The following is a 23,939-nucleotide window of genomic DNA, read 5'->3' on the forward strand; positions in this document are numbered from 1 at the left end:
GCAGCCATACTGAACATACTGTACATTATTTTCAGTATAGTCCAGCGTATCATTGACTAGAGTCATGCTCCTGCATCCTAGAGAGGTTTGGCGAAGAAATAGCCCTGGCCATACTCGCAGTTCAACAGCCTCATTGGTGCAGTCGCTGTAGGGTTTCGATCCCCTCGGCAGTGACATCTATTCCCAGGCTGCGGGCCAAGGTGATGATCAGGCAATGGTCTCGGCATTTTCTTCATTCGGCCCCCAGCGCGAGATGAAGGAGTGATCGATTTTCAGGCCATTTTTTCAGGCCATTGATGAGGTAATCCTGCAGGCCCCTGAGAGAGGAGTAGCCTGGGCCGAAGATCAAAACCCCCGCAATTGCGCCAGTTGCTCTGCCGCTAGAAACCGTAGCCTATTTTGCGGTCTAAGGAGATCTTTCGGTGCTGGGGTGGTATTGTTGCCGTCTTTCTTCCAATTCCATCAGGATCTGCTGATGACGCTGCCGGGTGATTGGGTAGAACCACACCAGCAAGATCCCGCCGATCAAAGCCACTCCCGGTAAGGGGCCAATGGCAACGCGAATGGCCAACAAAGCCGATTCCGGCTGGATGGGCAGGGCCTCTCCGGCCACCGAAGGCACGAAGCCGGCCCAATCCAGAGCTTGCCCCACGAAAAACAGCCCCAGCGCCAGGCCCACCTTTTGTAAGAAGACCATAAAAGCGTAGAAGATCCCCTCCCGCCGCTCCCCGGTTTGTAGTTCATCCAGATCGATCACATCCGGCAACATGGACCAAGGGCCGAGATAGGCCGTAGCAGAAACCCCAATGCCGGCCAACAGAGCCAGCCCAATCATGATCCCCTGCTGCCCGGGCTGGAGAAAAAACAGGCCTGCCTGCGAGATCAGCCAAAACCCCGCCCCAATGAGGTACATGGTGCGCTTGTCCAGATGGGTGCTCAGTTGGGTCCAACCGAACAGCGTCAGCACTGCGATCCCCTGTACCGCCAGTACCACCAAGGAAATCCACACCTCCGGCAGGCCCATCCAGAAGACGATGAAATAAGGGATGATTGTGGCTGTGAACTGAAACGCTAGCCAAGAACACAGGTAGATGCCGCTGACAAACAGGTAGGGGCGGTTGCTGAAGGCCACCCGCAGTTGTTGAACCAGGGGCATGGGATCCCGTTGGGATGGATACCGTTCTCGCACCCCCCAAAAACAGATCAGCAAGGGCACAGCCGAGATCACTCCAAAACAGGCTCCGGCCAGCAGATGGCCGGCAGCCCGATCCGGCAGCAGGTTGACCAAAAGCGGAAAGGTAACCACCGCAACCATGCTGCCCCCTACAGAGAAGGCAAAGCGGAATTGGTTGAGCTGGGTGCGCTCGTCGTAATCCTGGGTCAGCTCCGCTGTCAGGGAGGCGTAGGGAATATTGGCCGCCGAGTAGAAGGTATTGAACAAGAGCGACACCGCCAGGTAGTAGGCAAACAGGGGGCCAATCCGACCGGGAAAAGGGATCCACCACTGGGCCAGGAACGTGAGGCCAAAGGGGAGGGCTGCAAACAGCAGCCAGGGGCGGCGACGGCCCCAACGGGTGCGGGTGCGGTCGCTGAGAATGCCGATGATGGGATCGTTGATGGCATCCCAAAAGCGAGTGATGGCGTAGATGCTGCCGGCTAGGCCTGCCGACATGCCAACGGTATTGGTGAGAAAGGGCAGCAAGAAAAAGATGAGGATGTTAGCTGTCATGCCTGTGCCCAGATCCCCCACCCCGTAGGCCAGCTTCGTCCACAGGCTGAGTCGTTGTCTGGTCATCATGTCCCCCTGGAATGCCAGGATCGCAGTGTACGGGGTAGGTGGAGATTTCTTTGGGGATCCCTGAAAGAGCAGATCAAAGTTCGGGGTCTTCTCCCAGCTCTCGTAGCCGCTGGGCCAGTCGTTCGGCTCGGGAGCGTTCTAGGTCTGCCCGCTGCCGTTCCAATTCTGCCCGTTGCCGCTCCAATTCTGCTCCCGTAGGCAACAATTGCCCTGCCCTATCGTACCAGCGCACCCAAAAGCGTTCTCGCCCCTCGTAGGATCCCCACCACCGACCGATACTCAAGTCCAAATCGGGCAACAGAATTGGGGGATGTTCTCCAGCGCCTGAGCCGGGGAGCAGCTCATAGTGTCCGCCCTGGAGTTGATAAACATTCAGCTCATCGGTCTCTAGCTCGAAGGTGACGTAGTAGGGGATCCGCAGCCGCCTTTCGTAGAGCTGGAATTTGGCTTGTCCGGGTTTTTCTTCCCCCTGGTCGTTGCAGATGATCTCCAAGATGAGAATAGGCAAGATATTCCCTTCATCCCAAACCACATAACTTTTGCGGGCAGTGCCATCCCGCCAACGGGGAACCCCCAGCACCAGAAACAAATCTGGAACAATGACCTGCCGGGGTAGGGCGTAGTAAAGGCCCATATTGCAAGCCACAAAAAAGTCTTGCCGATCTGACCAGTGCAGCAGCAGCGGTTCCCGGAGGAGGGGGTATTGGCGGCCTTGATCCTCGTTGTCCAAGGGGGTGTCGTCTGTATCGGGCAAGTCGTGCTGGGTGGGCCAGCGATAGGGGGTAATGGTCATGGCCGGGCAGGAGCAGTATGCCTCCACTGTAGCGAATGGGTTAGGACTGCATTTGGCTCATGGCTTCTAGATCCAGCACTTCCGCCACCTGCTCTGGGGTCATGAGGTTGCGCTCCAAAACAATCTGTCGAATGGGCTGGCCGGTTTCCAGAGAAGCCTTGGCCACCTCTGCCGCTTGTAAGTAGCCGATGTAGGGGTTGAGAGCAGTCACCAAAGCCAGCGTCCCTTCCGCGTAGCCGCGGCATCGCTGCGGTTGGGGGGTGATGCCTTGAATGCAGCGCTCGGTGAAGACCCGCAGGCTGTTGTTTAGGATCTGTAGGCTGTGCAGGAGGTCATAAGCAATGAGGGGCATCATCACGTTCAGCTCAAATTGCCCCGCCTGAGCACAGAGGGTGATGGCGGTATCCAGCCCGATCACCTGAAAGCAGACCATGTTCAGCATCTCGGCCATTACCGGGTTATACTTTCCGGGCATGATGGAAGAGCCGGGCTGAACCGGGGGGAGTTGGATCTCCTTGAGGCCGGTCTTGGGGCCGGAATCCATCAGCCGCAGGTCGTTGGCCAACTTGATGCCATCTTGGGCCAAGTTGCGCAGGGATCCCGACAGATGCACAAAGGGGGCCATGCTCTGCATCGCCGCCATCAGGTGGGGGGCAGGGGTCAGGGGTAGCTGAGTATATTCCGCCAGCCGTTGCACCACCCGCTGCCGATACTGGGGATGGGTGTTGAGGCCGGTGCCGACAGCGCTTCCCCCCAACCCCAAGCTGCACAGGGCCTGGCTGGCCTCCTCGATCCACCGACGGTGTTGGGCAAAGATGGCCGCGTAGGCGCCAAAGCTGTCCCCCAGCCGCACCGGCACCGCATCCTGCAAATGGGTGCGACCGGCCTTGAGGATCCCGTGAAAGTCTTTTGCCTTCTGCTCGAGGGCTGCCACCAAATTGTCTAGAGTGCCCAGCAGATCCCGCCGCACCCGCAGCAGGGCAGCCAGGCGAATGGCGGTAGGAATGACATCGTTGGTGGATTGGCCGTAGTTGACGTGATCGTTGGGGCTGACCCGCTGGTAGCAGCCTTTGGGCTCCCCCAGGATCTCCAAGGCGCGGTTGGCCAACACTTCGTTGACATTCATGTGGTGAGAGGTGCCTGCCCCTGCTTGGTAGATATCCACCACAAATTGATCCCGCAGGGATCCCTGTAGGATCTCATCCGCCGCCTGCACAATCGCCTTGGCCACCTCTGCCGGAATGCACCCCAACTCTCCATTGACCTCTGCCGCCGCTTTTTTGATCAGCACGCAGGCTTCTACATACTCCGGCAGGGGCTTGAGGCCGCTGATGGGAAAGTTCTCTAGGGCGCGGACGGTTTGAATGCCGTAATAAACCGACTGCGGCAGTTGCCGCTCCCCCATCGAGTCCCGCTCGCTGCGTACCTCGGCCAAGGCGTTCTCCTCTCCCGTTTGCGGATCCCTGGGCTAACTTCCGGTAGTCCCCTCCGAGGGTGTCTCGAGGGCCGGGGATCCTTTCTGTAAGTTCTGTAAAGTGGCCAGCAACTGTTGGCCGAGGCGCTCGTTGTTCTCGGCCAAGACCAACACCATGGCCGCACAGGCCAGGTGCACCCCTGCTCGAAATTCCGCCGAAGACTTGTACTGGATCAGCGCCTCGCTATCTCCTTCCCGCGGGCTCAGGATGAGCTGAACCGACTTTTGGGCCAACTCTGTCAGTTCCCGTTCCGTTAAACCGAGCTGCACCGCTTCTGCCCTCCCTGCTGGCCGACAAACAACCTTTGATCCCATCAGGATCGCCACTTTGGTATCCTACCGCGGTTGTTGCCCCAATCTGGCAGGATCCCCAAGTGAGCGGGCCTTGACAACTCTTGATAGCTCTAGAAGGAGGTAGAAAATGCCGGTTAGTATAGGTGCAGCATGCCTTAGCCTGCGGGCCGATAGCCGACTTTGATTGGATAAGTTCAAATCCACGGGTCGGCACTGCTCCTAGGGGGCTTGCTTCTACTTAGCATGGGTTTTGTGCTGTTCATTTCGTTCAGAGAGGAAAACTTGACCGTAGAGCGTCCACTTGACCGCTTCCCCCGCAAGCAGCGTGCAGAGCTGCCGGCCATCAACGAGCGCATCCGCTTCCCCAAAATCCGCCTCATCGATACCGACGGCACCCAGTTGGGGATCATGAGCCCGCGCGAGGCCCTGCGCCTGGCAGAAGAAAAAGATCTGGATTTGGTCTTGGTGAGCGAAAAGGCCGATCCGCCCGTCTGCCGCATCATGGACTACGGCAAGTTCAAGTTTGAGAAGGAGAAAAAAGAACGGGAGGCCCGCAAGAAGCAACACACCGCCGAGATCAAGGAAGTGAAGTTTCGCTACAACATCGGCGAGCACGATTACCATGTCCGCCTGCGCAGCGCCCAGCAGTTCTTGGGGGATGGAGACAAGGTGAAAGCCACCGTGATGTTCCGCGGTCGCGAGGCCCAGCACGCCGAGCTGGGGGAAGAATTGCTGCAGCGCTTGTTCAAAGACCTGGAGGGCGTGGCGGAAATGCAGCAGCCTCCCCAAAAGGAAGGGCGAAACATCACGATGATTCTCTCTCCCAAAAAATCGGTCTGAGGAGGGATCCCACCTATGCCCCTTGCGGTTGGGGATCCCGCTCCTGAGTTCACCTTGCCCGATGCCGAGGGCAATCTCATCAGCTTGAGCCAGTTGCGGGGCCAGCGGGTGGTGCTCTACTTCTACCCACGAGACAACACTCCCGGCTGCACCCGAGAAGCCTGTGGCTTTCGGGATGCCTACGCCGATTATCAGGCGCAAGGGATCCGCATTTTGGGGGTGAGCGCCGACGATGCCCGCTCCCACCAGAAATTTGCCCAGAAGTTCCGGCTCCCTTTTCCGTTGTTGGTGGATGAAGGAGGCAAGGTGGCCAGTGCTTATGGCGTCTTTGGCCCGAAGAAGTTTATGGGCAAAGAGTACAACGGCATTCACCGCACCACGTTTGTGATCGATCCGGAGGGGAAGATCGAGGCCATCATCACCAAGATCAACGTGGAAACCCACGCGGCGGAGCTGCTCAAGCAATTGACTGGTTCATAGCTTCCCGGCTGGGAAGAAACTGGCCATTCGCCAAAAGCGGCGATTCTGGGAGGAGATTTCCATGCTAGGGATAAAGGTGCTGAGATTTCCCTTGGGCTGGGGCCGTGTCCCGACGCAGCCGTACCCTCAAGTCGATTCACGATAGCTACCAAATGTTGGGTTTGGCCGGCCAAGGGCAGTATGGGCGCGTGTTCTGTGCCCGTCCCCACCAGGGGGGAGAGCTGGTGGCCCTGAAGGAGCTGCAGGCGGAGCGCTTTCCCACCCAAAATCTGCTGCGGGAGCTGCGCCATCTGCTCACCCTGAACCACCCCAACATCACCCGCTGCTATGCCCTCGAACATGCCCGCGAGGGTCGCTACCTGGTGTTGGAGTACTGCGAGGGGGGCACTCTGCGGGAGCTGATCAACCAGGTGGAACAGGGGCTGTGGCTGCCGGTCAAACAGGTTTTGGGCTTTGTGGATCAGATTTTGGCCGGGTTGGAGCATGCCCATTGCCAGGGGGTGATCCACTGCGATGTCAAGCCCGAGAACATCCTGCTCAAGCCCACGCCCCAAGGCTGGCAACTGAAGTTGACGGATTTTGGCATCGCCCGTCGCCTGCAGCCTGCTGCCGGCGAGATCACCGCCACCGGATCCCCTGCCTACATGGCCCCGGAGCGGTTTTATGGCCAGTTCAGTCCCGCTTCCGATCTCTACGCGGTGGGGATCATCCTGGTGGAGCTGCTGACGGGCCGACGGCCTTTTTCCGGATCTCCCGGCCAGTTGATGCACGCCCACCTCAACCAGCCGTTTGTCTGTCCAGAAGGGATCCCTGCCCCGCTGCGGGAGGTGCTGGAGATAGCCCTACGCAAGTTGCCCTCGCGGCGGTTCCGCACTGCTGCCCAAATGCGGTCGGCCTTGGCGGTGTTTGCCCAAGAGTGGCAAGAGCCGGCCAGTTGTTGGGTTGGCCCTCGCCTGCCCAGGTGGCCGCCCCCTGGGGTGCAGGTTTGGGATCTGCCGGATCCGGGCTCTGTTGACGCTGGCGGAATGGAGTTCCTATCTGAGCACAAGTTCTGCATCTGCGAGGATCCGGGCGGCTCCAGATCGCCACTGCTGTTGCGGGTGACTCCCCAGAGGCTGGAATGGCTGGATCTCCAGAACCTTGCCTCGGGATCCCCTGCTTTGGCCCGTTTCCCCCTGGATGAGCCGATTCGGGCGGTGCTGCCCTTGAACACCTTCCCAGAGGCCCTGGCCTTCTCCCAAAGCAGCCTTTTGCACCTCAGCCCCAGCCGCATCCGTACCTTGCTCAGCTTTGAAGGGGATTGGCAGGCCACCTGGCTGGCAGAGCGACAGGAGCTGTTCTGGGCCACCGCCCAAGAGTTGGGGGCAGTACAATGGCAGCCGACAGGAACACAGCCTTTCCCCGATTCCCGCTGTTATTTCCGCTGGCCTTGGCAGGGATCCCTGTCCCGCTTGCTGGCCCTCTCGGAGCATCTGGTTTTGTTGACAGGTGTGGGGCAGCAGTGGGTGGAGATGAGCCTCTTGCCCCATCCCCAAAGACTCGGTCCTGCTGTCGCGACTGGTTTGCCTCTGCAGACGGGATCCCAGCCCGTTCGCCATCGCCTGCCCTTGGATCCCGAAGGGATGGTGATCAGCCTGGGGGAACGGTTGCTCTTCGCGGCAACAGATGGGGGCAAGGAAGGCCAGCAGGATTTCTGCCCCTATCTCGACTCGGTGCAGGTGAATCCGCTGCGGGTGCGCCGCTGGTTTTTGAAAGGTTGGCCTGTCCAGATGGCCAAGGCTCCTTGGGGAGTGCTGCTGTTGTGTCGAGATGGGGAACAATCCACTTCCCTCTGGCTGTATGGTGAAAAAGGGGATCCCCTGGCCCAGATGGCCGTGCCTGACGGCTCACAGGTGTTGCAAGTGGGCCAAAGAGGCAAGGTTTGGCTGCAAGTGCCCAAAGCAGAAAAGCCCCCCCAGTTCCAGCTTTGGCAATTGGCTCTGAACCGCTTGCCGGTGAGCGGACAGCCTTCCCAGGTGATGCTGTGCAATCCAGCGATCTAGAGTTGCGCCAAGAACTCCGTCCCGCTGTCGCGGCCGGACTTGGGCAGAACTTTAAGATCACTTTAAAATCGAGCTTGGCGAGATGCCCGGCCAGATCTGCTGGGCTGCTGCATAGGGCAGCGGGGATTTGTCGAGCCTGTTGGAAAGGAAGCCTTGCCATGAGTCAGTATCTGCCGGAACCTTCTGCCGTGGAAGAGGATCCCAGCCTGTTGGTAGGCCGACTGCGACGCAAAGAGGGCCGTTGGTTGGATTGGGCCAAAGCATGCCAAACCTTGCAACAACAGAAAATGACCCCGCAGGCCATCTTCGAGGCGACGGGGTTTGAGCCCATTCACCAAAACCAGATCATCGTTGCGGCCCAAGTTTACGAAGGGATAGCCAAAGCAGGAGCCAGCCCAGCAGTTCTGGAGCATTTTGCCCACAAAGGTAGCGATATCCTCTACGAGTTGCGCATTCTCTCTCCACAGGATCGGGTTCGGGTGGCGGAATTTATCTTCAGTCGCCATTTGAATGCCGCTGATGCTCATGAGATCGCCCGCGCCGTGAAAAATTATGCCCAGCTCCAACAGCTTCCGGAAGGGTTTACGGATCACCCCGGCGATGCGGTAGCCTATCAAGCCTGGAGAACGGCCCAGCAAACCCGCGATCTGCAGGAGCGAACTCGCGCTATCGGTCGAGCATTTCAGTATGTCCACAGCGATACAGCCCGCCGGCAGGTGGAGCAGCTTTTGTCTGCAGTTACTGCTGGCTCCCGATCCCAACGTAGCGTTTTGCCCAAGCTGTCGGTGTTTTGCCTGGAAGAAGATCTGCCGCGCCTGCTGCCGGTGGCCGGCTCCCTGCCTCTTGCAACTGCCGCCTGGGAAGGGATCCCCTCCAGCCAGCCCCAAGGGCCCTTTGGCTGGGTTAACAGCCCGACGGAGCAAACTTGGATGGCCTTGCCCGCTTGGCCGGTGATTCAAAAGGCCGGGGATCCGGTGATCCTCCAGGTGGAAAACAGGCTTTTGGGATCCCTATTGGGCTTGCCGGTGCCCACCGGCGAAGAGCAGGATCCGGTCTTGCTGGTGGTCGATCGCGCCATTCGGGTTTGGGAGGGAGATCAGATGGCAGGATTTTTCCTGGTGGATCAGGCCGGATCCCTGGCGGTGGAGTGGATAGAAGACTCGCCCTCCTCTCCCCTGTTGGGCCAGGTGCTGATGGCAGTGCGCCCCCCGCGGGTTTTCGTTGGCGCTGGCGGTGCGGAGCACTTTGAGGCGCTGGCCCAGGATCTCTGGCAGTTGGAGGAATAGGCATGGGGATCCCAGCCGTTTCCCCATTGGCGCCAGTGGTGCGGAGCACCGAGCTTGAACGGCCTCAATTGAGCAAAGCCAAGTTATCCCGATGGACGGCAGTATCAACCCCTTCGTAGCCCAGGATGTGAGGGATCTCGGCAGTTTTTTTGCCCTTGATCTGCCGCAGCTCCTCGGCGCTGTAGTTCACCAGGCCCCGCGCCACCTCCTGACCGCTGGGATCGCACAAGCGCACGGCGGCCCCCGCCTCAAAGTCTCCAGAAATGGCTGTGATCCCTGCCGGCAGCAGCGAGCGCCCCTGCTGGCACACCGCTCGTACCGCCCCCTCATCCAACGTCAGGGATCCCTCGGGGATAAGGCCGTAGGCAATCCATCGCTTGCGGGCGCTGGCGGGCTGGGGAGCCGGATCAAAGCGGGTGCCGATGGCCTCGCCGGCCAGAATGGCCGGAATTTGCTCAGGCCGTTTGCCATTGGTAATCACCACCGTTACCCCTGCGGCTGTAGCAATTTGAGCAGCGGTCAGCTTGGTGGCCATGCCGCCGGTGCCCCAGCCACTTTTGCCCTGGGCTTCGGCCTTCACCTGTAGGGGGATCCCGGGCAACACCCGCTCGATGGGCTCAGCGGAAGGATCTCGGTTGGGGTCAGCCGAATAGAGCTTGTCCACATCGGTGAGCAGGATGAGCCACTTGGCCTGCACCATGCTGGCCACCAACGCCGAAAGCGAGTCGTTGTCACCAAACTTCAACTCTTCCACCGCCACCGTGTCGTTTTCGTTGACGATGGGAATAACCCCCATCTGCAGCAATTGGGCAAACGTGCGATTGGCGTTCACGTAGCGGTTGCGCTCCACCAGATCGCCACGGGTGAGCAGCACTTGGGCAATCGGCTGGTTCAGAGCCGAGAAGAGGTCATCGTAAAGGCGGATCAGCCGCCCCTGTCCCACCGCAGCCACCGCCTGCTTTTCGGCAATGGCCGTCGGTCGTTGCCGCCAGCCAAGGCGAGCACAGCCCACCCCCACCGCCCCGGAGGAGACCAAGATCACCGCGTATCCCTGCCGGCGCAGGTGAGTCAGCACCTCCACCAGCGGCCCCAATACGGAAAGACGCAACGAGCCGGTCTGAGTATCTGTCAGGCTAGAGGTGCCGATCTTCACCACCACCGTCACGTCTGTTGTTGCCATCGCCTCCCTCAACCCATCTTCCCACCCATCTATTCACCATAGCGGAGCCAAGATGCGGCTGTATTGGTCGTCGCTTGCCCTCAGGGTCACCACAGGCGAGAATAGAACAGAGAAAGCCGTCCTCAAGCTCACCTTTTTTTGTCTGCCTGTGAATCCTGTTCGCACCCTCTCCGCCACCAAAGCGGCCTTTTTCAGCGCCTACCCTCGCCCGATCAACGCCGTCTATCGCCGGGTGGTGGAGGAGTTGTTGGTCGAGCTGCACCTGACCACCGTCAACAGCACCTTCATCTACGATCCGTTTTTTGCCTTGGGGATGGTCACCCTCTACGACGGGCTGATGGAAGCCTACCAACCCCCCGAACAGCGAGAAGCCATTTTCAACGCCCTCTGTAAGGCTTTGCACCTCAAGCCGGAGGTGTTGCGCAAGAATGCCCGCGATCTGCTGGAGTTGATGAGCAGCGGGGATCCCCGTCAGAGACTGGATCTCCTTTGCCTCAAGCCAGAGGCGGAAGATGTGGGCGGGTTGAAAGCCATTTTGGAGCGCATGACTCAGCCGCCCTATGCCTACAGCCGGGTCTTGGCTGTTGGCCTTTATACAGCCTATGAAGCCGTGGCCAAGTCCCTTTACAAAGAAGCGGAAGAGCGCACCCGCCGCTTTTTGGAGGATGTGGTGGGCAAGCTGCCCTTTTCGGCAGAGCGGGTGAAAAAGGATCTGGAGCTCTATCGGAGTAGTTTGGATCGCATGAAGCAGGCGCGGGCTGTGGTCGAGGAGATGGTGAAAGCCGCCCGACGCCAGCAGGAACGCCGCCAATCCGCCGCCTCTTTGCCCGAGACTTCCCTTGCCGACCCGAGCGAGCCCAGCAGCTAAAGGCAGGCCCTAAGCCAAATACCGAGCCCAGGTTTCCACCACCTCGGGGGATCCATACCAGCGCCGTCCACCCCGACCGGAATGGTAACAGTCGGGCAGGGTGAGATTGACAGCCCCCTGCAAGTGGGCAGCCTCGATGGGGATAATGCCATCGCCCCACAATTCCCCCTGTCCAGCCGTGAGCCAATAGCTGTTGTAGGCCAGCCAAGCCAGATAATCCTCCTGTCGCCACAGGGATCCCAGGCCCAAGCGCCGCCCCTGAATGGCTCTGCCCGCCACGCACACATAGTTCACCTCGGGCCAAAAGGCCCCCGGATAGTGGGTGTTGACAAAGTCCAAATTGCGCTTCGTCCAGCGCTCCCGGCTGATGTGAGGGGATCCCAGGCTGATCAGCGTAGCGACGTGCTCCCGCCCCTGCCACACCTGTCCCCCGTAAGGCACGGATCCCAGGTAGATGCGGGCAATCCAGCCGCCGGCGGAGTGGGCCACCAGGTTAACCCGGTCAACCCCAAACTCAGCGCAGGTCTTTTGGATGGCCTCTCGCAGCGCCCACAGGATGGGAGTGACGGGCCTTCCCCCCAGCGTGGGAAACCAACTGCGCACCCGTAACGGCACCACCCGTGCCGCATAGCCGCGGGCTTCCAGCTCTTGACGCAAGGGCTCATACTCCGACGCGCCCGCCAGATAACCGGGCAAAATCACCAGAGGAGCCATACGCTAGCGGGGATACCAGAACATGCCTTTGATCCCCTCGGGGTCGGGGGTGAAGCCCAGCCGCTCGTAAAAGCTGACCACCCCTTGATCGGCAAAAAGGGTGATGTTGCTGATGTCTTGGGCGCGCAGCTCTTGGATCACCTTTTCCATCAGCCGCTTGCCCAGACCCTTGCCCTGGAAATCGGGATGAACCACCACGTCCCAAATGGTGGCATTGAAGGCGTGGTCGGACGTTGCCCGGGCAAAGCCGATGAGGCGACGATAGCTGCCCCGCTGCTGCCACATCGACACCACCAAAAAGCTGTGCTGCAGGGCTTTTCTCACCTTGGGAATGGGACGACGCGACCATCCCACCGCATCGCAGAGCTCCTCCAGCTCGTACAGATCCAAGTTGGGATCCAAGCTGAACAGGATGGACTCGCCCTGTACCGCCACCACTTCCTGACGGTCGCGACTGCGCTGCGCGGCAACATGACCAGCTTTGGCCGTCGTTTTTTGCGCCAACTCTTTCGTCGAAGCGGCCCCTGCTGCCCCGAACAGGCCCTTCCAAAAGCTCATCGGATGTCTTCGTGGAGTGAAAGCCCCCATCTGATCAGGTAGGCGTGTCCTCAGTATAGCCAGGATTGGCAGCGGGAATAGCTGAATCTGCATAGGTGCTTCCGCGCAGGCTTGGGACAGGTCTTTATCGGAAACTGAGAGTGGAAAGTCTGGGCGCTAAAAAGTCTATGGTTCCTCCCGGCACCGGCACTCTCGTCAATACCCTCGCCATCTTGGCGGGGAGCGGCCTTGGTTGGGGAGTAGGTAGCCGCCTGCCCCAGCGAATGAGCCAAACCCTTTTGCAAGCCATGGGATCCCTGGTGCTGGTCTTAGGGATCCAAATGGCCCTCACCCTCGGCAGTGCCGCCCAAGCGGTAACGGTTTTGGTTGCTCTGATGTCAGGAGCTGTGCTGGGGGAGTGGATTGACATCGAGGCTGCTTTTGAGCGGATTGGCCAGGCCCTGGAAAAGCAGGTAAGCCGTTGGCTGGGCCCCAACCCGATTACCCGTGCCTTCGTCACCACCAGCATCCTGTTTGTGGTCGGCCCCATGACCCTGCTGGGATCCATCCAGGATGGATTGGGGGATCCCTCGCTGTTGTTGGTGAAAGCCGCTTTGGACGGGATCGCCACCCTCGCCTTCACCGCCAGCCTTGGCTGGGGCACCCTATTTTCTGCGGTGCCGGTGCTCCTGGTTCAGGGGGGAGTGGCTTTGTTGGCGCGGCAGTTGCAGCCTCTGTTGCGCCCAGACCTGATCGCCGCCTTGGAGGCCACCGGTGGGATCCTGATCTTGGGCATTGGCCTCAACCTGCTCGGCCTGGCCCGCCTGCGGGTGGCCAACTTGCTACCGGCTTTGGTGATCGTGGAGCTGCTGGTGGGGTTTTTCCCCGTTTGGGATCTCCACTTCTAGGTTTCCAGGTCGGTTGGGAGGTAGAAAGGGTCAGAAACCGCTTAATGGCCGGCGGTTAACTGGGATCCAATCTCTGATGACCCCCGATAGTCTGAAAGAGCTACTCAGCCACACCACCAGAGAACAGTTGGTGCAGGAAGCCCTACGAGCGGAACGTTCCAAAAGCTACTTGGCTTTTCAAATGCTTTCGAATTTGCTTTCTATGAATCCCCCCGAAGGGGGGACTTGCGGACAGCAGGCGTTAGGCAAGAGCGGTTGACTACCCCGCCGCTACAGGCAGCATAGTGCAAAGCCGCCCTGGAAGGACGGGGCTTTAAACCCAGTTTTTTGGTTAAGCTTGATGACGACTCTTTCCCAGGCATCAATGCCGGGGCTTGCACGCCAAACTCTCGGTGAAGCTTTTGCCAGTAATTTATAGGCAATTGCAAATCAGGATGCAACCAGCCCCCAGCAACTCAGTAGGCCAAGCCCATGCTGCGGGTGGTTTCGGGGCCAAGGTAGACCCGGATGCTCAGGAAGTCGGTAGGGCAAGCGGTTTCACAGCGTTTGCAGCCAACACAGTCTTCGGTGCGGGGGGCAGCCGCGATCATCCCAGCTTTGTTTTTTCCTTTCCAGGGCACCATCTCCAACACGTCGGTGGGACAAGCCCGCACACACTGAGTGCAGCCGATGCAGGTGTCGTAGATCTTGACCGAGTGAGCCATTAGCGTTCTCCAGTCGAGCAGGTTGAAAAGTTAAAAAAAGGTTTACCGAATCGGCATGGCAGCAACATCGCTGCGCCAGTGCCCTCAGTGTACTGTAGTCCTGGGAAGCCTCCAAAATCTCCGATCCAAATGTTCAAACAAATTTACATCCGGTGGGGTCGTCCTCTGAGCTGATGGGAAGGTTGCTAGGGTTGGGCTAGGATCGGCCTGAAGATCACAGGACAAGGGATCCTGAACATGGGGCGTTCGGTGCAGGATTGGCGAAGGCAAACTCAGGGCAATCTGCGTCGTCTGGGGCCGATTTTGCTGGAGATCTTCGAGGAGAACAGGCCTCGCCTGCGCCAATGGGATCAGCAGCTCACCGATTGGGTGCGCAGCCGCCGCTGGGGGGTGGATCCGTCTCTGCCCAAGGTGGCTATCTATGTCCTGGGCGCAGTGGTGATCCTGGCGATCCCACTTCTCACGTTTGTGGCTTTGGGGGCCTTTCTGACCTTTCTGGGTGTCCAAATTGTCCAAAAGTGGTCACAAGGGGATCCCGCTCGCCAAACTCAGCGCCGCTATCTGCGCAGTGCTGACGCGGATGATGATGACTTTGATCTGGATTGAGAAAGGGGCTGCGGGGAATGGGCGGGCTAACTGTCCGCCGACCGTTGGGGCTCCTGGGAGTCTTGCTGCATGCCCAAGCGTTGTTTGACCTGTCTGATCACCTTCTGGTGAGAGCGGTTTTCCAGCCTGTTTAGGCCGATGGCGCCGGCCAGGATCCCCAACTGTAAGGCCAAGCTGGGCAAGGTGGTGTTCAAGTCCCGTCCCGCCAGGGCTCGAAAGAAAAACACAAACGCCCCGATGGTAGCCGAGAACCCCACCGCCAAGTAGATGAAGCGCCGCAAGCTGCGGTAGGGAGCGGCCAGCTCCGTCAAGAGCCTCACTTGCTCCGCTGAAGAGGGATCCCGCCGCTGCGACAGGGGCGATCTTGGCTTGGGATCGGAGTCTGCCATTGGCTACACCTCCTCAGGCAACAAGAGGGGCTCCCGACCGGAAACCCCCGCCAAAACGGCTTCGGCAGCGCGGCAGGCGGCCAGAATATCTCGCTCTTCCCCTCCCAAGTACACGCGGCCAAAGCTACCGAAAGGCATCACCTCCAGGATGTTGATCTGGGCAGATTTTTCTGCCTCGTTGGCAGCCAGGGGGGCATAGCCTGCCGGTTGCACCTCCAGGATGTAGAGGGTTTGGCCAGCCAGGAGCATTTGGCCACGGCGGGAACGGTTAATCAACTGGGTTTGGTGGGGATCGATGTTGCGGATGATCTGGCTGGAGATGATGCGGGGCTTGAGGCGCTCCTGTTCACTCACCCCTAAGGCAGCCAGAATCGCCCGTCCGGCGGTGCGGGTATCCCCTTGGTTGCTGGAGTGTACTTCCAGAAGGCCGTAGAGGCGTTCCACCACCTGCAGCCCCGGCCTCACCGAGGTGGCCTTCAGGGCAATATCCATAACGCGGTTGATCTCGATGCCGGGGGAAATCTCGACCCACAAAGAAGTGTCCCCAGGCAGGGGCAAAAAGCCGTAGGCTACTGTGCCCAGATAAGCAGCATACTGGGGTTGCAGCCGATCCAAAAACACGTAACTGCGAAGGTCGATCCCCAAAAAAGTCCTCCCTTTGGGCTCGGTTGGATGGTGAGCTGATGTCGATCTATTCTTTACTATTCTTATTCTTCTCCAGCCTCATCGCAGCTCTTGGGTCCTTGGGCGGGCCGACCAACCTTCCAGCTCTACAGGTCACCCTGAGCCACCACCTTCACCGTTGTCAGGGCTTCCACGTCGATGGGCCCGCGCACGTGCAGCCGCTGGGTAGAAATGCCCAAAGACAGGTCGCGAAACGCTCCCAACGTGGGGATCCCAGCTCCCCGGCCTGCCGAGAGGGGGGAAGTGTTGATGTGGATCAGGGCGGCATCTACTTCCTGGAGAAAGCGCTGGGCCGCCGATTGGCTATCGGTGAGGATCGTCTCCGATTGACGGCAACCATTTTTGTTAATCCAGGCGATCGCCTCCGTCAGGTCGGCAATGGGCTGCAGGCGCAGATGAGGTCGTTCCGTCGAGTCAAAGCCTTGCCCAAGCGGCTGGAGCTGCGGGAACTGTTCCAGAATGGAGGCGGCTGCCTGGATATCGATCCCGTGACCCAGCAAGTCCTCCACCAAGGCGGTCAGATGGTTGGCGGCCCAATCGGTGTGGATCAGCAGCCAGAGGGTGAGAGGCTGATAGATGGGGATCCCTTCTGAGCCATACTGGGCGAGGGGATCCAACAAAACCGACTTGACCAAAGGCCAAGGGGCGGTGCGATCCAGATAGATGTGGCCGTAGCCCAAATGGGTAGCCAGAGTCGGCACTTTGCTGGCCTGCAACAGGAACTCCACCCAGCCGGGGCGACCGCAGGGAATCACCAGGTCTAGGTAGCGGGTTTGCTGTAACAACGGCAATAGTGGGGAATCTACTTGGGGATCTGCGGTTCGGTCTTGGGCGGGCAAGGTTTGAATGGCCCCTTCCGGGATCCCGTGCTCATAAGCCGTCTCTGCCAACAGGTTGACCATAGCCTGGTGAGTTTTCTGGATGGGACCGCTGCTGGCCAAAATCACGCCATTTCCTGTTTTTAGGCACATGCCAATGCCATTTAAGGCAAACTCGGGGTAGATTTCGTAGACCAGAGCAATCAACCCCAACGGGACGCGGTAGCGGCCAATAAACAGGCCATTCTCCTGGCGGTGCCCTTTCTCCAGCTTGCCAATGGGATCCGGCTGCTGGGCCAGGAGAGTCAGCAACTGGGCGGATCGCTGTAGACGCTCGGGGGTGAGCTTCAGGCCGTTGAGGATCCACTCCGGTACGGTTTGCTCGCGGCAACTTTCCAGGTCGAGGGTATTGGCTTCCAGGAGCAGATCGGAGCGCTCCAACAAACACCGCGAGAGAGCCAGCAGGGCCTGGCGCTTGGTTTGGCTGCTCAACCGCTGCATCTGCGGTAGTAAGCGGCGTACCTGTCGCAGAGTGGTACCTAAGTCAAAGTCTGAACCGAAATCTGTCACTTGAACTTCTCCCGCCTAGCCCATTAGAGACAGACCCGCTGCGTTCTCCAGACCACTGCTAACAAGAAATGGTTGGATCCACAAGTGCTGGGGCTGCCAATTCTGGAGACCAGTCGCTGGAGAAAATCTCACTCACCTCAGGGCCGCCGCAGCAGCAAGATCGCCGTTACCATCAACAGCGTCAACAACAAGCCGAGAATCATGAACCAACTGAGCAACTGGGTTTGGTTTGGGAAGAGCACTGCGCCGATGAACCCAACCGCCAAGACAATGCCCAAGCTGAGGGTGAGGCCCAAGAGCGCGGATCCCTGTAGGGTGTTTTCCCGCCGCAACACCCATTGGTAGCCGTTCCAGAACCACATTTTGCGGTAGGGATAAGAAACGGCCAGTTGCTCGATGTACAGGCGGTCGGGGGTAATGGCAAAAATATGCTGGCAACGGCTACACCCAAAGGCTTCGGTTAGGGTGATCAGGCGCAACTGACCTTGATGGCAGCACGGGCAGGGGTAAATTTTGGCGGGCTCAAGGGTCTGAGCGACACGCGGGGCTGAGTTTTGACGGGGAGACTTGCGGGGAGAAGAGAAGGCCACAGCTCTCAGCCGGTGAGAAGTTGGGATCCCTCACATCCTATCTTCAGGAAAGCGGAGTCAAGCCACCCAGAGATGGTGGACGTAGCGCCAGGTGAGGATTTGGTTGAGGGCGAGGAAGATCAAAGCTAGAAGCCCGTAGCCCAGCTTCAGGATAGTGCCAAGATAGCCAAGCACCCTTTGGGGGATGAAGCTGAAATCGGTGTGTTTGGCCCAATGTACCAACGCCAACACCTGCAGGATGTGAACCGGCAGACAATAGCGGCTCATGCTTCGCTGGCCCAAGGGGCTCGTACCCGTCAGGGCAATGTAAAACATGGCCCAAGCAGCCAGATGAAATCCCAGCCGCTCCCGCCAACACTGGCTTCTACCTGCCATAACTCCTGCCGCATCCATTAAACCTGTAACAAGCAGGGATCCCAGGGTGGCAGACACAAACAGTTGGCTAAGAGCGTCAGCCCACAGCCCAGGGTCTTTCATCGGTGCAGAAAGAGAGAGTAAGCTTTGCCAGCGTTCGGCGGAAAGGACATATGTGCGAGCTTGGAAAATAGCTTGATAATTGGCTTTCACGCCGGTAAAGTAACGCTGCATTTCCAGGTAGAGATCCCAGCGTCCGAAGCGGAGCTGACAGTAGAGAAAAAAGCCCAGGCCACCCAACAGAGCCAAGCTCGCTGCCATACTCGTCCAAAACCAACGGCGGGCTTGGGTTCTCTCCCCCGCTTTCAGGAGATTCAAAAAAGGGAGCAGCGCCACCGGCAAGCCGACAATCCGAGTAGCACTCATCACCAAGCCGTGGATCCCAGCCAGGAGCATCAGCAGGGGACGGCCCCCGTGAATTGACCAGTAGAGAAAACCCAGTAGGCTGGCCATAAACAAAGATTCGCTGTAGCCCACGACCAGGTAAAAGCTGGTGGGATAAAAGAAGATGAGCAAACTGGCCAAAATTTGCCAGAGGGGGGGAATTTGCCACCTGCGGTAAAACAGGAAAAGGTAAACCCACATCAGCCAGCAAAAGAGCTGGGCGGTGAGGTAGAGCCCCAGTTCAGGGTCAACTCCCACAAGGTGACTGATTGCGGCCACTGCCAGGGGATAGCCGGGGAAAAAAGCTACGTTGCTCTGCTCATAGGCAATCTTGTCGAAACCCACAAACTGGTACCCCCGCCGCACAATGCTGAGATACCAATAGCTATCCCGCTGACTCAGGGCTGTGAAGGCAGAAGCATAGTCGCTCTCCTCACTCCAGAACGGGATCATGAAGATCTGCAGCACCGTCAAGGCCAAGCTGGGCAACAAGATTTTCCCTAAAAAAGGGGCAAGATGCTGCCGACCTCGCTGCAACAGATGACTGAGAGGAAAGCTCATCGCTGAATCGTTAAGGGTGAAGATGGCACTTTGATTTCTTCATGGTAATCGTCGTCGGAGTTCACCTGCCAGAGATTGTGACTACCGGGTCGGAGAATGTTCTCAGCCGCCAGCAAGCCCATCAGTAAACTGTGATCTTGGTTGTTGTATTTAAATGAGCCGTAGCGGCCCACCACTTGTAGATTTTCAAACTGGCTGAGATACTCCTGCAAAATGGCTAAATCTTCTTTATAGCTACCGGTATAGATGGGATAAGTGCGGGGCAGGCGCACCACAAAGCCACTGTAGATCTTTTGATCGTGAAGCAGGCCAATTTGACGCAGCTCCTTCTCGGCCAAAGCCAGCAATTCCTCCTCAGGAGCTTGCCACAAGGGATCCCCAAAGTTGCACCAATACTCACAGCACAAGGGGGTTTGCTCTTGGTTGGGCAACATGGCCGGAGACCAATTGGCGAAGTTGGTCACCCGTCCCACCCCCACCGTTGGATCGTTGATATACAGCCAGTTATCGGGGAAGAGCTGGGATCCCTGCACAATCAAGTAAACCAAGACAGTATTGCGAAATCTGAGATTGCGGGCTGCCTGCAGCACTTGGGGGGGAGGCAATTTCCGCAGGCTCTGCACCAACACCGTCAGAGGGATCGAGGAAATGACGTGGGAGGGGGAGACCCAAGTTTCACTTCCATCCTGAAGATTGCGCAGTTGCAGCTCGACAACTTGGGATCCCCGATGTCTGAGGGTGACTACTTCTGTGTTGAGCAGGACTTTTTGTCCCTCGGCAAGCAAATACTCCTGCATTTTTTCATAGAGCTGCCCGGATCCCAGACGAGGAAACTGAAACTGGTCGATCAGAGACTTGGCCAAGCTTCGATTCCACCCCAAGGCCTTTTGGATGGCTTGCCCAAGGCTGAGACCTTTGATGCGCTGGGCAGCCCAATCAGCACTGATCTCGGTACAAGGGATCCCCCAAAGCTTTTCCGTATATCCTTCAAAGAACATTTGAAAGAGTCGGGTGCCGAACTTGCCTTTGACCCAGTCGGCAAAGTTCTGGGGAGCTGGTCGCGGAATTAATTGTGCCCAGAGATAGGAAAGGACAATGTGCAGGCTTTCCCACCAACCCACTTTGCGCAGGACTTCCCAGGCCTGAATGGGGTACTGAAAATACTGCTTGCGGTAATAGATGCGGGTGAGCCGTCGGACGGTTACTTGCTCGGATTCCAAAACCTGATTCCACAACTCTCGCACCGGCAGGATTTTAGTGAAAAAACGGTGCGGGCCATAGTCCAAGATAAACCCCTGATACTGAATACTTTTGGCCAAACCCCCGACCTTCTCCTCTCGTTCTACCACCACTACGGAAAAACCCAGTTGGTTCAAGCGATAGGCAGCCGCCATGCCTGCCGGCCCCGCTCCCAGGATGTAGATGGGATCCCCCACTCTGTCTCTTCCCGAAACTGCTTTACAGGGACATTCTAAAACAGGTCGAGAAACTTCCCTACCATCGGCCAACTCCCTGCCAAACCCCAGGACAATGAGGGGAGAAGAGAAAGGTTAGACTGGTGAGGCTGCGGCTGGAGGCTGGCCTGTGCTGTTAACCAAGGGCTTTGAGGTGGAAATGTACACCGGCACCGCCGCCGGGGAAGTGGTGGGCTTGTCGGATCGCATTTGCCAAGCTTTGCCAGGGTTTGTGCGGGAGCCGGATCGGCGCAACGTGGAGTATATCACCCCCCCTCTCCGCCGCTACGAAGACCTGCTCTGTGCCTTGTTGCGGCCTCGCCTACAGTTGCGGCAATTTTTGCGCCGTCTTGGCCCTTACACCCTTCTGCCAGGGAGCACGCTAGCTTTGGGCGGCAGCGACCACTTCGAGCGGTCGGATCCCGGCAACCCCTACCACGACTACATCGAGCGCACCTATGGCACGCGGGTGGTAACTGCTAGCATTCACATCAATGTTGGCCTGCCAGGTACCGAGGCCATCTTCCGGGCCTGTCGCCTGCTGCGAGCGGAAGCATCTCTCTACCTAGCTCTGAGCGCTTCCTCCCCTTTTCTGGACGGACGGGTGACGGGATCCCACTCCAGCCGTTGGCAGGTGTTCCCCAAAACGCCGGCTCAGGTGCCCTTCTTCCGGGATCACGCCCACTACATTGCCTGGATCCAGGAGCAGCTAGCCCTGGGCACCATGCAGAATGTGCGCCACCTGTGGGCCTCGGTGCGACCCAACGGCCCGGAGCGGCCCTACCACCTCAACCGCGTGGAGCTGCGCATTTGCGATCTGGTGGGGGATCCGGTAATGGTTCTGGCGATTACCGCCTTGGTGGAAGCCCGTCTCTGGCAGTTGCTGGCCCAGCCGGAAGCGCTGGATCCCTTGCGGGGGCCCTTTACCCCGACAGAGCTGGAGAGCCTTTGCGAAGCCAACGAGCAGGCTGCTGCTCGAGAATCGCTGCAATCTCATTTGGTCGATTGGCGGACAGGCCGGGAACGGGCGGCCCAAGAGTGGATCGAAGAGCTGCTGACCGAAGCTTGGCGTATTGGCCAACCTCAAGGCTTGGGCTGTTTTCTAGCTCCCTTGCAAACTCTGCTCCACCAGGGCAATGAGGCCCAACGCTGGCTGAAACAAGTCAACCAGGGATCCACGCCTGCCCAAGTGTACCAACAGGCCATCCAGGAGCTGGCCGAACAAGACCGAGAGAGGCAGGAAACCCTCTGCCAAGTTGTTGGCTAAGCCTCTGCCCAACGGTGAGTGTTCTCAACCCGGTGCCTTCCACACGCTGAATCTTCGACCCAACTTAAATCCCCTAAACAGGCTCCACCGCTTCTTGTAGGGCTTGGCGGGCAACGCGAGTGACGTAGAGGGTAGCAGCTACGGTGGCGATGAGCCCCACGAGGCGAACGACCCATTGGGCGGTTTGAGCCTGAGGATCCAACTCCCTGCCTTCCATGTTGGCCAGGGATCCCGCCAATGAGCCGATGTACACATACATAAAAGTGCCCGGCACGATCCCGGCAGTGCCCAACAAGTTATCCAGAAAAGAAATTCGGGTCAGCCCTAGGGCGTAGTTGAGCACATTGAAGGGAAACGCAGGCGACAGCCGAATCAGGCCGACTATTTTCCATCCCTCACGTCCCACTGCTCGGTCGATGGCCGCAAACTTGGCATTTCCCTCAATCCATTTCGCCACCTGTTCCCGCGCCAAGTAGCGCCCGATGAAAAAGGCCAAATTCGCTCCAATGGTTGCCCCGATTAGCACATACACAGTTCCGGCCACCACCCCGAACACAGCTCCTGCCCCCAAGGTCAGCACCGAAGCCGGTAAAAGCAGCACCGTCGCCACAATGTAAATGGCAATGAAGAGGATCGGCCCCAGCGGCCCCAAGCTTTCCATCCAAGCCAGAGCCCCGGTGAGCCAGTCTTGAATAACCCCAAAAAATCCCAATCGATGTGCTGCCCAAAAGATAAAGATGGCCGAGCCCAAAACCGCAGCAAGCTTGAGCAAAATCCGCTGCTTTTGAGGGTTTGTGCTGGGTTGAGGCAGCTCTTCCATTGGCCAAACTCCTAGTAAAGTGCCTGTGAGGTGAGCTGGAGCAAGCTGGAGTAAACAGCTCTCAGAGTGGGGGAAGCATCTTTACCCGAAAGTCGTGCCATTCCATCCCCAAAGATAGCCCTTGGCATCGCTGAACTCAATGTAAATCCTCTTCTTGGGGATCCCCAATCGGGCCTCGATGGTGCCACAAAAAAACTCGCTCATGGCCCGGGTTTGTTGGGCGGAAAATTGCCCGATACTCTTGATTTCCACGTAGCAACAGGGATCCCCACTGCCGGCAAAGGTCATCGGGATCCCACCTTCAAAGGCAGTCATCACGTAGGCTTCCGACTTGCCCAACTGTTCAGATAGAGCAGCAGACAGCACCTTGAGCAGTTCCCCTACCGCGGCGGCTTCTGGTTGCACAGACGTTTGCAGCTTGATCAACGGCATGGATCCCTCTCCCTCTCAACGAGTTCATCTTGGCATTCTTGGCCCCGCTTTTTGGCGATCCACCTGTGGTAGCGTAGCGACAGAGTTGGGCAAACCTCTATGGAGCAGACGAAGCCGGCCCAGCCAGAGATCGGCCACTACCGGGATCGGCCTGGGCCATGTCTTTGTGGCGTGCAAACCGAAGCTGCCCCCGCTCCTGTCGGCCCCTACAGCCAGGGTGTTGCTGCTCTGGGGCCATTCCTGTTTACTGCCGGGCAGGTGGGCCTGGATCCCAAAACCGGCAAACTGGTGGGGGAGGACATTGTTTCTCAAACTCGGCAGGCATTGCTGAACGTGCAGGCGGTGCTGGAAGCGGGGGGCACCACTCTCTCCCAGGTGGTGAAGACAACGGTTTTCCTGGCCGATATGGAGGATTTTGCGGCCATGAACGAGGTTTATCGAGAGTTTTTTGCCACCGATCCGGCTCCGGCTCGCTCTTGCGTACAGGTGGCCCGCCTGCCCCTCAATGCCCGAGTAGAAATCGAGGTTGTGGCTTGCTACCCACAATCAACCTAAGTGCTAGGTGTCTCTAGAGTGGGAGCCCGGCTGGGGGGAGGGTTTCTGGGTCGGCGCGGATCCCGGCAAATCGGGAACCGGATCGTAGCCCCCTGGGTGCCAGGGATGACAGCGACAGAGGCGACGGATCCCCAGCCAACCCCCTCGTAGGGCACCGTAGCGCCGCACCGCTTCCAAGGTGTACTGAGAGCAGGTGGGGTAATAGCGACAAGCAGGTGGCAGCCAAGGAGAAATGCCGACCTGGTAACCCCGGATCAGGGCAATCAAGCTGCGGGTGAGGGGATCCGATTGTTCGGGCATGGGTCGGAGTCCAAAAAGCGCATCGCTACTTCAAGGTCATCTGGAACGTACCGGCGATCTCTATTGTCAATCCTTGCAGTTACCAAGAAAACTGGGTTTAAAGCCCCGCCCTAAGGCCTACGGCCCGCTGACGCGACCAGGGCGGCTTTTATCTTGCTAGACCTTTGATAAAGTAGG

The 23,939-nt window shown here is 58.6% G+C and carries 26 protein-coding genes; 9 read left to right on the forward strand and 17 right to left on the reverse strand.

Translation table 11 applies throughout. The annotated features are described in order from the left end of the window. Positions 1 to 406: 406 nt before the first annotated feature. The 4 genes from NW849_RS08335 to NW849_RS08350 form a co-directional block, all read right to left on the reverse strand. Entirely contained in the window at positions 407 to 1,795 is a 1,389-nt protein-coding gene (locus tag NW849_RS08335; protein ID WP_011432179.1) for an MFS transporter, read from the reverse strand. A 76-nt stretch (positions 1,796 to 1,871) separates the two neighbouring features. Further along, positions 1,872 to 2,591: a Uma2 family endonuclease gene (locus NW849_RS08340; protein WP_414357180.1), complete on the reverse strand. Its 720-nt coding sequence runs from the start codon at positions 2,589 to 2,591 to the stop codon at positions 1,872 to 1,874. Positions 2,592 to 2,631: 40 nt separating this feature from the next. After that, positions 2,632 to 4,026, reverse strand: coding sequence for an aspartate ammonia-lyase (locus tag NW849_RS08345; RefSeq protein WP_414357182.1), 1,395 nt, complete (start codon positions 4,024 to 4,026; stop codon positions 2,632 to 2,634). A gap of 33 nt (positions 4,027 to 4,059) precedes the next feature. Then, positions 4,060 to 4,380 carry a hypothetical protein gene (locus NW849_RS08350; RefSeq protein ID WP_414357184.1) on the reverse strand — a complete coding sequence of 107 codons (321 nt, stop codon included), beginning with the start codon at positions 4,378 to 4,380 and terminating at the stop codon, positions 4,060 to 4,062. 261 nt (positions 4,381 to 4,641) lie between these two features. Between NW849_RS08350 and infC the strand changes: the two genes are divergently transcribed. The 4 genes from infC (at position 4,642) to raf1 (ending at position 9,007) form a co-directional block, all read left to right on the forward strand. Continuing rightward, on the forward strand, positions 4,642 to 5,199 hold the full coding sequence (infC, locus tag NW849_RS08355) for a translation initiation factor IF-3 (protein ID WP_414357186.1): 558 nt from the start codon (positions 4,642 to 4,644) through the stop codon (positions 5,197 to 5,199). Between the two features lie 15 nt (positions 5,200 to 5,214). Further along, positions 5,215 to 5,679: a thioredoxin-dependent thiol peroxidase gene (bcp, locus tag NW849_RS08360; protein WP_414357188.1), complete on the forward strand. Its 465-nt coding sequence runs from the start codon at positions 5,215 to 5,217 to the stop codon at positions 5,677 to 5,679. Positions 5,680 to 5,783: 104 nt separating this feature from the next. After that, complete coding sequence (locus tag NW849_RS08365) at positions 5,784 to 7,721, forward strand: serine/threonine protein kinase (protein WP_414357190.1); 1,938 nt, start codon at positions 5,784 to 5,786, stop codon at positions 7,719 to 7,721. A gap of 158 nt (positions 7,722 to 7,879) precedes the next feature. Then, positions 7,880 to 9,007 carry a RuBisCO accumulation factor 1 gene (gene raf1 / locus NW849_RS08370; protein WP_414357191.1) on the forward strand — a complete coding sequence of 376 codons (1,128 nt, stop codon included), beginning with the start codon at positions 7,880 to 7,882 and terminating at the stop codon, positions 9,005 to 9,007. Positions 9,008 to 9,071: 64 nt separating this feature from the next. On the opposite strand, the gene proB is transcribed toward raf1, so the two are convergent. Then, on the reverse strand, positions 9,072 to 10,187 hold the full coding sequence (proB, locus tag NW849_RS08375) for a glutamate 5-kinase (protein WP_414357193.1): 1,116 nt from the start codon (positions 10,185 to 10,187) through the stop codon (positions 9,072 to 9,074). A 52-nt stretch (positions 10,188 to 10,239) separates the two neighbouring features. On the opposite strand from proB, the gene psb29 reads away from it, so the two are divergent. Continuing rightward, positions 10,240 to 11,055, forward strand: coding sequence for a photosystem II biogenesis protein Psp29 (gene psb29 / locus NW849_RS08380; RefSeq protein WP_414357195.1), 816 nt, complete (start codon positions 10,240 to 10,242; stop codon positions 11,053 to 11,055). 9 nt (positions 11,056 to 11,064) lie between these two features. Here psb29 and NW849_RS08385 read toward each other — a convergent pair whose 3' ends face one another. Both NW849_RS08385 and NW849_RS08390 read right to left on the reverse strand, forming a co-directional pair. After that, a complete protein-coding gene (locus NW849_RS08385; RefSeq protein WP_414357197.1) occupies positions 11,065 to 11,769 on the reverse strand; it encodes an esterase/lipase family protein in 705 nt (234 codons plus the stop codon). A gap of 3 nt (positions 11,770 to 11,772) precedes the next feature. Continuing rightward, positions 11,773 to 12,327 carry a GNAT family N-acetyltransferase gene (locus tag NW849_RS08390; RefSeq protein ID WP_414357199.1) on the reverse strand — a complete coding sequence of 185 codons (555 nt, stop codon included), beginning with the start codon at positions 12,325 to 12,327 and terminating at the stop codon, positions 11,773 to 11,775. Between the two features lie 167 nt (positions 12,328 to 12,494). Here NW849_RS08390 and NW849_RS08395 point away from each other — a divergent pair, with 167 nt between their 5' ends. Further along, positions 12,495 to 13,214, forward strand: coding sequence for a DUF554 domain-containing protein (locus NW849_RS08395; RefSeq protein WP_414357201.1), 720 nt, complete (start codon positions 12,495 to 12,497; stop codon positions 13,212 to 13,214). A gap of 455 nt (positions 13,215 to 13,669) precedes the next feature. Here NW849_RS08395 and psaC read toward each other — a convergent pair whose 3' ends face one another. Beyond that, positions 13,670 to 13,918 (reverse strand): photosystem I iron-sulfur center protein PsaC, encoded by a 249-nt coding sequence (gene psaC / locus NW849_RS08400; protein ID WP_414350136.1) that lies wholly within the window; start codon positions 13,916 to 13,918, stop codon positions 13,670 to 13,672. A 237-nt stretch (positions 13,919 to 14,155) separates the two neighbouring features. On the opposite strand from psaC, the gene NW849_RS08405 reads away from it, so the two are divergent. Continuing rightward, entirely contained in the window at positions 14,156 to 14,524 is a 369-nt protein-coding gene (locus NW849_RS08405; protein WP_414357203.1) for a hypothetical protein, read from the forward strand. A 26-nt stretch (positions 14,525 to 14,550) separates the two neighbouring features. Here the strand turns inward: NW849_RS08405 and NW849_RS08410 are convergent, their stop codons facing one another. From NW849_RS08410 to NW849_RS08435, 6 genes are all read right to left on the reverse strand, one after another. Next, positions 14,551 to 14,913, reverse strand: coding sequence for a DUF3493 domain-containing protein (locus NW849_RS08410; RefSeq protein WP_011432201.1), 363 nt, complete (start codon positions 14,911 to 14,913; stop codon positions 14,551 to 14,553). A gap of 3 nt (positions 14,914 to 14,916) precedes the next feature. After that, a complete protein-coding gene (locus tag NW849_RS08415; RefSeq protein WP_011432202.1) occupies positions 14,917 to 15,558 on the reverse strand; it encodes a hypothetical protein in 642 nt (213 codons plus the stop codon). Positions 15,559 to 15,683: 125 nt separating this feature from the next. After that, the gene (locus NW849_RS08420) at positions 15,684 to 16,985 is read right to left on the reverse strand and encodes a gamma-glutamyl phosphate reductase (RefSeq protein WP_414350139.1); all 1,302 of its coding nucleotides are present in this window, start codon (positions 16,983 to 16,985) and stop codon (positions 15,684 to 15,686) included. Between the two features lie 137 nt (positions 16,986 to 17,122). Continuing rightward, positions 17,123 to 17,464 carry a hypothetical protein gene (locus tag NW849_RS08425; protein WP_238376873.1) on the reverse strand — a complete coding sequence of 114 codons (342 nt, stop codon included), beginning with the start codon at positions 17,462 to 17,464 and terminating at the stop codon, positions 17,123 to 17,125. 168 nt (positions 17,465 to 17,632) lie between these two features. After that, positions 17,633 to 18,934 (reverse strand): hypothetical protein, encoded by a 1,302-nt coding sequence (locus tag NW849_RS08430; protein ID WP_414357205.1) that lies wholly within the window; start codon positions 18,932 to 18,934, stop codon positions 17,633 to 17,635. Beyond that, the gene (locus NW849_RS08435) at positions 18,931 to 20,370 is read right to left on the reverse strand and encodes an NAD(P)/FAD-dependent oxidoreductase (RefSeq protein WP_414357207.1); all 1,440 of its coding nucleotides are present in this window, start codon (positions 20,368 to 20,370) and stop codon (positions 18,931 to 18,933) included. Before NW849_RS08435 ends, NW849_RS08430 begins: the two co-directional genes overlap by 4 nt. Before the next feature lie 148 nt (positions 20,371 to 20,518). On the opposite strand from NW849_RS08435, the gene gshA reads away from it, so the two are divergent. Beyond that, positions 20,519 to 21,655 (forward strand): glutamate--cysteine ligase, encoded by a 1,137-nt coding sequence (gene gshA / locus NW849_RS08440; protein WP_414357209.1) that lies wholly within the window; start codon positions 20,519 to 20,521, stop codon positions 21,653 to 21,655. A 73-nt stretch (positions 21,656 to 21,728) separates the two neighbouring features. Here the strand turns inward: gshA and NW849_RS08445 are convergent, their stop codons facing one another. Together NW849_RS08445 and NW849_RS08450 are read right to left on the reverse strand one after the other, a co-directional pair. Further along, a complete protein-coding gene (locus NW849_RS08445; protein WP_414357211.1) occupies positions 21,729 to 22,475 on the reverse strand; it encodes a TVP38/TMEM64 family protein in 747 nt (248 codons plus the stop codon). Between the two features lie 81 nt (positions 22,476 to 22,556). Beyond that, the gene (locus NW849_RS08450) at positions 22,557 to 22,907 is read right to left on the reverse strand and encodes a phenylpyruvate tautomerase MIF-related protein (RefSeq protein WP_414357213.1); all 351 of its coding nucleotides are present in this window, start codon (positions 22,905 to 22,907) and stop codon (positions 22,557 to 22,559) included. Between the two features lie 171 nt (positions 22,908 to 23,078). On the opposite strand from NW849_RS08450, the gene NW849_RS08455 reads away from it, so the two are divergent. After that, positions 23,079 to 23,462: a RidA family protein gene (locus NW849_RS08455; RefSeq protein ID WP_414357217.1), complete on the forward strand. Its 384-nt coding sequence runs from the start codon at positions 23,079 to 23,081 to the stop codon at positions 23,460 to 23,462. Between the two features lie 3 nt (positions 23,463 to 23,465). Here NW849_RS08455 and yidD read toward each other — a convergent pair whose 3' ends face one another. Next, entirely contained in the window at positions 23,466 to 23,762 is a 297-nt protein-coding gene (yidD, locus tag NW849_RS08460; protein WP_414357215.1) for a membrane protein insertion efficiency factor YidD, read from the reverse strand. Positions 23,763 to 23,939: the final 177 nt, after the last annotated feature.

This window comes from Synechococcus sp. R55.3 (assembly GCF_047461975.1).
Classification (GTDB): Bacteria; Cyanobacteriota; Cyanobacteriia; order Thermostichales; family Thermostichaceae; genus Thermostichus.